Source organism: Actinomadura rubrobrunea NBRC 15275, from assembly GCF_001552235.1.
Classification (GTDB): Bacteria; Actinomycetota; Actinomycetes; order Streptosporangiales; family Streptosporangiaceae; genus Spirillospora; species Spirillospora viridilutea.
On record NZ_BCQU01000085.1, the window covers coordinates 18624 to 27833 of the forward strand.

At 73.2% G+C, this 9210-nt stretch carries 8 protein-coding genes; 2 read left to right on the plus strand and 6 right to left on the minus strand.

The features are described 5' to 3' along the window. Positions 1–12: 12 nt before the first annotated feature. The 5 genes from AR3_RS22775 to pnuC all read right to left on the minus strand — a co-directional run bounded on the left by AR3_RS22775 (position 13) and on the right by pnuC (position 5200). The gene (locus AR3_RS22775) at positions 13–1023 is read right to left on the minus strand and encodes a zinc-dependent alcohol dehydrogenase (protein WP_067916627.1); all 1011 of its coding nucleotides are present in this window, start codon (positions 1021–1023) and stop codon (positions 13–15) included. Then, positions 1020–2189: a mandelate racemase/muconate lactonizing enzyme family protein gene (locus AR3_RS22780; RefSeq protein ID WP_067916629.1), complete on the minus strand. Its 1170-nt coding sequence runs from the start codon at positions 2187–2189 to the stop codon at positions 1020–1022. Before AR3_RS22780 ends, AR3_RS22775 begins: the two co-directional genes overlap by 4 nt. 107 nt (positions 2190–2296) lie before the next feature. Further along, on the minus strand, positions 2297–3343 hold the full coding sequence (locus tag AR3_RS22785; RefSeq protein WP_227023051.1) for a LacI family DNA-binding transcriptional regulator: 1047 nt from the start codon (positions 3341–3343) through the stop codon (positions 2297–2299). A 106-nt stretch (positions 3344–3449) separates the two neighbouring features. Then, positions 3450–4604, minus strand: a complete 1155-nt coding sequence (locus AR3_RS22790) for an AAA family ATPase (protein ID WP_227023050.1) — start codon at positions 4602–4604, stop codon at positions 3450–3452. Continuing rightward, positions 4547–5200, minus strand: a complete 654-nt coding sequence (gene pnuC, locus AR3_RS22795) for a nicotinamide riboside transporter PnuC (protein ID WP_067916631.1) — start codon at positions 5198–5200, stop codon at positions 4547–4549. Before pnuC ends, AR3_RS22790 begins: the two co-directional genes overlap by 58 nt. 836 nt (positions 5201–6036) lie before the next feature. Between pnuC and AR3_RS22800 the strand changes: the two genes are divergently transcribed. Further along, entirely contained in the window at positions 6037–7347 is a 1311-nt protein-coding gene (locus tag AR3_RS22800) for a glycoside hydrolase family 10 protein (RefSeq protein ID WP_067916633.1), read from the plus strand. A 25-nt stretch (positions 7348–7372) separates the two neighbouring features. Continuing rightward, a complete protein-coding gene (locus AR3_RS22805) occupies positions 7373–8071 on the plus strand; it encodes a polysaccharide deacetylase family protein (protein WP_067916635.1) in 699 nt (232 codons plus the stop codon). A 290-nt stretch (positions 8072–8361) separates the two neighbouring features. On the opposite strand, the gene AR3_RS22810 is transcribed toward AR3_RS22805, so the two are convergent. Then, on the minus strand, positions 8362–9210 hold an 849-nt coding region (locus tag AR3_RS22810), incomplete at its 5' end, for a dihydrolipoamide acetyltransferase family protein (RefSeq protein ID WP_169803874.1).

Sequence of the window (9210 nt, forward strand, 5' to 3'; positions counted from 1 at the left end):
CCTCCGGGGACGTCATCGGTCGAGGTCGGGGCGGAGCAGGACCTTGCCCGCGCCGGGCGACGCGCTCAGCCGCAGCGCCTTCTCGAAGTCGGCCAGCGGCAGCTCGTGGGTGATCAGGTCCGCGGGGCGCAGCACGCCGGCGTCGAAGGCGCGCACCGCGTACGCCCAGTCGGCCGGGCCCGCGCCGAACACCGTGTGCACGGTGAGGGCGCGGGTCACCAGCAGCGCGGTCGGCACGGCGTCGGACGGGTCGCCGGGGATGCCGGTGACCACCACGCGTCCGCCGCGCCGCGCCAGCGCCACCGCGGCGCGCGCGGTGCCGGGCGCGCCGGCCGTCTCCAGCACCACGTCGTAGGACTCCTCGGCGGCCTCGCCCGGCCGGTAGAAGACGGTGGCGCCCGCCGACAGCGCGGGCCCGCCGCGTTCGGCGCGCGGGTCGACCGCCGCCAGCGCGGACGGCGACGACGCCGACAGCAGCTGCACGGCGAGCAGGCCGAGCGTGCCCGCGCCGACCACGGCGGCGGTCTCGCCGGGCCGCAGCGCCGCGTGCCGCACCGCCGCGGCGATCACCGCGGCGGGTTCCAGCAGCGCCGCGGCGCGCAGGTCGGCGTCGGGCGCCAGCACGTGCAGCAGCCGCGCGGGCACCACCAGGTGGTCGGCGAACGCGCCCGGCCGGGTGAAGCCCGTCTCGTCGTACCCGGCCGCGCACAGGTTGGGCGCGCCGTTGCGGCACGGCCCGCACACCATGCAGCCGCGGAACCCCTCGCCGACGACGCGGGCGCCGATCAGCGACGCGTCCACCTCCGGGCCGACCGCGGCGACCGTGCCGGACCACTCGTGGCCCGGGACGATCGGGTAGGCGCAGAAGCCGGGCGGGCGGGCGCCGTCGAACAGCTCCCGGTCGCTGCCGCACAGCCCGGCGGCGGCCACCCGCACCAGCGCCTCCCCCGGGCCGGGCACCGGGGCGTCGTCCACGAGCAGGCGCGACCGGCCCGGCTCGTCGACCACCAGGGACCTGCTCATCGGCGGTTCCTCCGCGGGCCGGTGCCCTCGCGCAGGTGCCAGTCCTCGGCGAACAGGTCGAAGTCGACGTCCCGGCGGGGGAACTCGGCCACCGCGTCCAGGTCCAGCTCGACGCCCAGGCCGGGCGCCTCGGGGACGGCGAAGTACCCGTCGACGACCTCGGGCAGGCCGCGCGCGACCTTCTTGATCGGGGCGTCGGCGAAGTCGTTGAAGTGCTCCAAGATCTTGAAGTTGGGCACGCAGACGCCCAGGTGCAGGGTGGCCGCGGTGAGCACCGGGCCGCCCACGTTGTGCGGGGCGACCTGCACGTAGTGCGTCTCGGCGGTGGCGGCGAGCTTGCGGACCTCGGCGATGCCGCCGAAGTGCCCCACGTCCGGCTGCACGATGTCGGCCGCCTGCAGCTCGAACAGCTCGCGGAACTCGAACCGGTCGTGGACGCGCTCGCCGGTGGCGATCGGCAGGCGCGTGCGCGCCGACACCTTGGCCAGCGCCTTGAGGTTCTCCGGCGGGACGGGCTCCTCCAGCCAGCCCGGCGCGTACGGCTCCAGCAGCTCGGCCACCCGGATCGCGGTCGCGGGGGAGAAGCGGCCGTGCATCTCCACCAGCAGCTCGCACTCGGGGCCGATGGCGTCGCGCACCGCCTCCACCAGCGCGATCGACCGCATCGTCTCCTCGTGGTCGAGCTCCAGGCGGCCCGCGCCGAACGGGTCGAGCTTGAGCGCCCGGTAGCCGCGTTCGACGACCTTCTTGGCGGCGGCGTGGAAGTCGTCGGGCGTGCGGGCCACGGTGTACCAGCCGTTGGCGTACGCCTTGACGCGGTCGCGGACCTTGCCGCCCAGCAGCCGCCACACCGGCTGGCCGAGGGCCTTGCCGACGATGTCCCAGCACGCCGTCTCGACGCACGCGATGCCGGACATCACGATCTCGCCGGCCCGGCCGTAGTCGCCGTACTTCATCCGCTGGACGAGGTCCTCGACGTCGAACGGGTCGGAGCCGACGATGTGCCGCCGCTCGGCCTCGGCCAGGTAGCCCAGGAGTGCGTCGGTGTGGCCGAGCATGCGGGTCTCGCCGACGCCGGTCAGGCCCTCGTCGGTGTGGACGGTCACGAAGGTCAGGTTCCGCCACGGGGTGCCCACGACATGGGTCCCGATCTTGGTGATGCGCACGGCTGCTTCCTGTCTCGCGGTGGGTACCCGGTCAATCGCTTGCTGGTGGTAGCGCTAACATCAACGGCGGCATCGGTCTCCCTCTCACGATGTCCAGGGGTGGCGCTTCAGCGCCCCGGCGGCGCGGCGGTGCTCTCCCGGACCACCAGCTCGGGCTCCACGGTCCGGCGCGGGTGGCCCTTGCCGTCCGGCGGCGGGGCGCCGCCGATGCGCTCCAGCAGCAGTTGGAACGCGTGCCGGCCCACCTCGGCGAACGGCTGGCGGACGCTGGTCAGCGGGGGTGCGAAGTAGGGGGCCTCGGGCACGTCGTCGAAGCCCACCACGCTCACCTCCTCGGGGACGCGCCGGCCCGCCTCGCGCAGCGCGCGCAGCAGGCCCAGCGCCATGGGGTCGTTGGCGGCGAACACCGCGGTCACGGCCGGGTCGGCGGCCAGGCGGCGGCCCTGCTCGTACCCGGACCGGGCGCTCCAGTCGCCGCCGAGCGGCTCGGGCACCTCCCGGCCGTGCTCCTCCAGGGTCGCGCGCCAGCCGTCGACGCGGGCGCTGGCGTCGATCCAGTCGGACGGCCCGGCGATGTGCCACACCGTCTCGTGGCCGAGGCTGAGCAGGTGCCGTACGACGCGCACCGCGCCCGCCCGGTGGTCGACGACCGCCACCGGCGCCGGCACGTCGTCGCCCACGCCCACCACGACCACCGGGAAGTCCGGGGGGAGCCGCCGCAGCCCCTCGGCCGCCGACTGGTGCGGGGCGATGATCACGACGCCGTCCACCGACTGCGCGCGCAGCCGGTCCACGCCGTCGGCGATGGCGCGCGGGCTCAGCGTGCTCAGACTGGCGATGCTGATCGCGTAGTCGGCGGCGCGGGCGGCCCGCTCGATGCTGTAGAGCATGGACGCCGGGCCGTACAGGGTGGTGTCGAAGCTGACCACCCCCAGCACCCCGGACCGTCCGGTGGCCAGCACCCGCGCGGCGGAGTTGGGCCGGTAGTCCAGCTCCCGCATGGCCGCGAGCACCTTGGCGCGGGTCTGCGGACGCACCTTCTCGGGGGAGTTGAGGACCCGCGACACGGTCATGGCCGACACGCCCGCGAGGGCGGCGACGTCCTCCATCACCGCGGCGCGGGGCCGGGAGGACGGGGGTGTGTCGGCGGTCACGTGACCTCCTTCACGTCCGGGGGTGTCCCGATGTTTGCGCTAACGGGACGGCCTGTCAATACCCCTGGGAAAACCGGTGATAGCGCCAACATCCGGCCGCCGTCCGTCACGCGGTGAGCGGCGGGGCGAACGACCACCCCGCGGCCAGCAGCCCGTCCACGGCCTCGACGGCGGCGGCCAGGCGCTCCTCGGGCGTCCCGGTCACCACCACGTGCGGCAGGCCGCGCCGCTTCAGCTCGTCGCGGAACCGGCCCGCCATCCACTCCCGGATCCGCTCGCCGTCGCGCCAGCCGTCCTGCTCGAACGGCACGCCCGCGGTGTCGGTGAGGATCCACAGGTGGTGCCGCGGCGGCCGCTCGTGCAGCCGCTCGACGTCCGGGGCGGGCGACCCCAGGTACCGCTCGTGCCACAGCACGGTGGCGAACGCGTCGGTGTCGCACACCAGCAGCGGCGACCCGGCGCGGGCCGCCGCGTCCTCCAGTGCCAGATGGCGTTCGGCGATCTCGGTGAACTCCGCGGACTCCCACGTCAGGTCGCCCAGCCACAGCTCCGGGTCGCCGGTCGCCCGCCGCGCCGCCGCCAGCTTCTCCTCGCAGTAGGTCCGCCCGTACTCGGGCACCCACCGCGTCGCCGCCCACACGCCCCCGCGCCCGGCGTAGTGCGCCGCCAGCGCGCGGGCCAGCGTGGTCGTGCCGGACGATTCCGCGCCCACCACCGCGACCCGCCGCGCCAGGTACGCCCGGACCGGAGGCGCCAGCCACGGCCACGCGGCCACCGGGTCCGCGCGGACGGCGGTGCCGCTGACCGGGAACCGCTCGCGCGCCGGGTCCACCGGGACGTGCACGGCGCCGAAACGGCGCGCCAGCTCGTCCCCGTACGCCTCGGAGGAGAACACCGCGTCCACCGGGGGCGCGTCCGGATGCATCGCCAGCCCGGACCGGAACGCCTCGACGTGCCGCCGCCAGATCTCGTCCGACCCGTAGTCGATCTCGACGTCGTCCACCACCGGAACGACCTCCACGTGCGGCTGCGGATGCGCCTCCCGCAGCCACGCGACGCGCAGGGCCAGCGGGATGCTCTCCACGGTCGACGCGGCCACGACCACGGTGAGCCGCGCGCACGCGGCCGCCGCGGTGTCGATCAGATGGTGGTGGCCGGCGTGCGGCGGATAGAACTTGCCGACGACCAGCCCGTGCGCGAAGGTCATGCCGCGCTCGCGGCGGCCCCCGCCGCCCGGGTCGCCCGCCAATCGCGCTGCCACGCCGCCAGCCCCGCCACGCACAGCGACAGGAACACCACGTACAGGGCGCTGGTCAGCTTGAGGTCCTTGGACCAGTACAGCGGGATGTAGACCAGGTCGGCGGTGATCCAGATCCACCACGACTCCAGCCGCTTGCGCGACTGCCCGTACACGGCCATGAGCGACAGCGCGGTGGTGAGCGCGTCCCAGAAGGGGACGGTGGAGTCGGTCCAGGCGGTGAGCATCCACACCAGCAGCGCCGTGCCCGCCGCCCCGGCCGCCAGCAGGCCGATCCACTCGCCGCGGGACGTGCGCGAGACGGGCAGCGCGTCCCGGCCGTCCCCGCCGTACAGCCACATCCACCAGCCGTACGCCTGCAGCGCCACGTAGACGACCTGCAGTCCGGCGTCGGCGTACAGGCCGCCGTCCAGGAACACCAGTCCGAGCAGGACCACGTTGGCGATCCCGATCGGCCAGTTCAGGATGTTCTGGCGGACGACCAGCCAGACGTTGACCGCGCCGGTGGCGAACCCCAGCAGCTCGGCCCAGGTGGTGGGCACCGAGCCCAGGTGGAACGCGGGCTCCAGCAGCGGCCCCAGTGGGACATGCGCGCTCAACGGCGACTCCTCGGCTCAAATCGTCGCGAAGACGATATTGCGCGGCGCCTTGTCCGGGCGAACGAGATCGCGACCTGGCGTCGCCGCTGGCCGCCCCCGGGGGACGCTGACCTGTCCGAGGCCGCCGAAGCGGCACCGACCGCCTACGGCCACGCGCTGACCAGCGATCTAGCGTCCTAGCGGTCTGGCGCCGCAGCGGCCGACGGCCGAAGCCCGGGGTCGCCGGCACGGGCGGGCGTTGACGGGCGGGGGACGGGCGCCTTCCGCCGCGGGAGGCGTTTTACCTCGTGTTCTTGAAATCCCGCCCCGTCAGGTCGCGGCCCCGCGATGGCGGTTCTCGCCCGTGCGCAGAATCGTTTCCCCTGATCGTTTGCCGTGTTGCCGCCGACGGTCTGCGCGTGTGCCGGGAGGGCTGGGTCGACCGCCGTCGTCTGGCCTGGCTTCCCGACTGGAGATGCTTGATCGGCACTGGTGGCGAGGGCGGAGCGCGGTCGTCCAATGACGTCCGGCCTGCGGGAAAGCCGGTTTCGGCAACAACTGCCAGCAATGGCGGTGCCGTTCCGTCTCTTCATTCGGCCTGGCCGCGAAAGTTTCGCCGGTCCGCGAAAGATTTCGGCGGCTTCGAAAGTTTCGCTGATTCTCGAAAGTTTCGGTGACTTCTTTCCGGAGTAATGTAAACTAGTCCGTGCGGCGGGTCGGCGCGGTAATGCGGTGAAAGGTTTCATTGATGTATTGACGCGTTTCTGAAACGTACTCAGAATGAGCCTGCCCGGGTAGGGCCGGTCCGCTTCGGAACCCGGGTGTTCCCGCCCCCACCCGTTCCAGAAGGGACGAACATGATCAGAGGCGTCATCCGAAACGCGCTCGTGACGGGCGTCGCGGGCGTCCTCGCGATGGGCGTCGCGGCGGCCGTGGCGTCGCCGGCCGATGCGGCGGCGAGCACGCTCGGGGAGGCGGCCGCCGAGAGCGGCCGCTACTTCGGCGCCGCCGTCGCCGCCAACCATCTCGGCGAATCGCAGTACGTCACCGTGCTCAACCGCGAGTTCACCTCCGTCACCCCCGAGAACGAGATGAAGTGGGACGCCACGGAGCCGTCCCGCGGATCGTTCTCCTTCGGCAACGCCGACCGCATCGTCAACCACGCGCAGAGCCAGGGCATGAAGATCCGCGGTCACACGCTGGTGTGGCACTCGCAGCTGCCCGGCTGGGTGAGCGGTCTTTGGGGCGACGACCTGCGCTCGGCCATGAACAACCACATCACCCAGGTGATGGGGCACTACCGAGGCAAGATCCACTCCTGGGACGTGGTGAACGAGGCCTTCGAGGACGGCGGCAGCGGCGCCCGGCGCCAGTCGGTGTTCCAGCAGCGCCTCGGCGACGGGTACATCGAGGAGGCGTTCCGCACCGCCCGCGCCGCCGACCCCAACGCCAAGCTCTGCTACAACGACTACAACATCGACGACGCCAACGCCGCCAAGACCCGGGCCGTCTACAACATGGTCCGCGACTTCAAGGCGCGCGGCGTGCCGATCGACTGCGTCGGCCTGCAGAGCCACTTCAACTCCCAGTCGCCGGTGCCGTCCAACTACCAGCAGAACATCGAGCAGTTCGCCGCCCTCGGGGTGGACGTCCAGATCACCGAGCTGGACATCGAGGGCTCCGGCACCGCGCAGGCCGAGAACTACCGCAGGGTCGTCCAGGCGTGCATGGCGGTGTCCCGCTGCACCGGCATCACGGTGTGGGGCATCCCGGACCACTACTCATGGCGCGCCAGCGGCACCCCGCTGCTGTTCGACAGCAACTACAACAAGAAGCCCGCCTACTACGCGGTGCTGGAGGCCCTGGGCGGGTCCTCCGAGGAGCCCCCGCCCGGCGGCGGCGACTGCACCGCCACGATCACCCCGGGCCAGGTGTGGAGCGACCGGTTCAACCTGTCGGTCACGGTGTCGGGCACGAACAACTGGGTCGCCACGGTGCGGCTGCAAAGCCCGCAGAGAGTCATCGCGACCTGGAGCGGGTCGTTCAGCTGGGACTACACCGGCCTCGTGATGACGGTGCGGCCGAACGGCAGCGGCAACACCTTCGGCTTCACGGTCATGCACAACGGCAATTGGAACTGGCCGTCGGTGAGCTGCGAGGCGGCCTGACCCCTTCCGTGGAGGACGGACGCCGATGAACACGCGGATCGCGCGCCGCTGCGCGCGGGCCGTCGCCGTCCTCGGCGCCGGGCTGGCGGTGGCCGCCACGACGGCCGCCACCGCCGGCCCGGCCGCCGCGCGGGCGGCCGACTGCCCCGCCGGGTACGTCGGGCTGACGTTCGACGACGGTCCGAACCCGGCCAACACCATGACGCTGCTGAACGCGCTGCGGGCCAACGGCCTGCGCGCCACGATGTTCAACATCGGGCAGAACGCGCAGAACAACCCGTCGCTGGTCAGGGCCCAGCGGGACGCGGGCATGTGGATCGGCAACCACAGCTACACCCACCCGCACCTCGGCCAGATGAGCGAGGCGCAGATCCAGGCGGAGCTGCAGCGCACCCAGCAGGCCGTCCAGCAGGCCACCGGCACCGCTCCGGTGCTGTTCCGGCCGCCGTACGGGGAGACCAACGGCACGGTGGCGGCGGTCGCGCGGCGGCTCGGCCTCACCCAGGTGCTGTGGGACGTCGACTCCCGCGACTGGGCGGGCGCGAGCACCCAGCAGATCGTGCAGGCCGCGTCCGGGCTTCAGAACGGACAGGTCATCCTCATGCACGACCAGTACGCCACCACGGTCGCGGCGATCCCGCAGATCGCCGCGAACCTGCGCAGCCGCGGCCTGTGCGCCGGGATGATCTCACCGGTGACCGGACGGGCCGTCGCGCCCGTCTGACCCTGGGAGATCGTCCTGTGAAGAGTCCGCCTGCCGGAGGGCGGCCGGAGGGACGCCTGTCGTGGGAGTGCGTCCTTCCGGCCCGTCCCCCGGAAGGCGGCGGGACCGGGTGACCCGTCGGGCGGGCGCCTCATCAGGGCGACGGCCCCGCCCGGCGTCGGGGACGCGGCGGGCATGCGGGCGACCCTCGGGGGAGGTGTGTCCGCCGCGCTCCGGGACCAGAAGACGAGGATCGCCCGACCCCTCGGTCCGGGGCCGGGCGATCCTCGTCGCTCGTTGCGCGTCCGCCGTCAGGCGACGATCAGCAGCGGGTTCTCCAGCAGCTCGGCCAGGCGGGCCAGGAAGCGGGCGCCCGTCGCGCCGTCGCAGGCCCGGTGGTCCACCGACAGCGTCACCGACATGCGCTTGCCCGGCACGACCTGGCCGTCGCGCACCACCGGCTCGTCGCGCACCGCGCCCACGGCGAGGATCGCGGCCTCCGGCGGGTTGATGACGGCGGAGAAGCTGTCCACGCCGAACATGCCCAGGTTGCTGACGCTGAACGTGCCGCCGCTCATCTCCTGCGGGGTCAGCCTGCCCTCGCGGGCGCGGCCCGCCAGCTCGCGGGTCTCGGCGCCGATCTGCGAGACGCTCTTGCGGTCGGCGTCCTTGATCACCGGGACGACCAGCCCGTCCTCCACCGCGACCGCGACGCCGATGTGCACCCGCTTGTGCCGCAGCAGGCTCTCCTCGGTGAACGACACGTTCACGTCGGGGTGCTCGCGCAGCGCGGTGGCGCACGCCTTCACGATGAGGTCGTTCACGCTGACCTTGGCGGGCGCCAGCGCCTCGTTCAGCGTGGCGCGGAACTCCACCAGCTTGGCCGCGTCGACCTCGCGGGTCAGGTAGAAGTGCGGCGCGTTGCGCTTGCTCTCGGTGAGCCTGCGGGCGGCGACCTTGCGGAACCGGTTGAGCGGGACGGCCTCGACGTCCTCGTCGGCGACCTGCGGCCGGGACGGCGCGGGCGCGGTCTGCGGCGCGTCCGCGGGCGCGGCGGCGGGGGCCTGGGCGGGCGCCCCGGCGCGGATCGCGGCCTCGATGTCGGCGCGGACGATCCGCCCGCCCGGGCCGCTGCCCTTCAGCGTGGACAGGTCGATGCC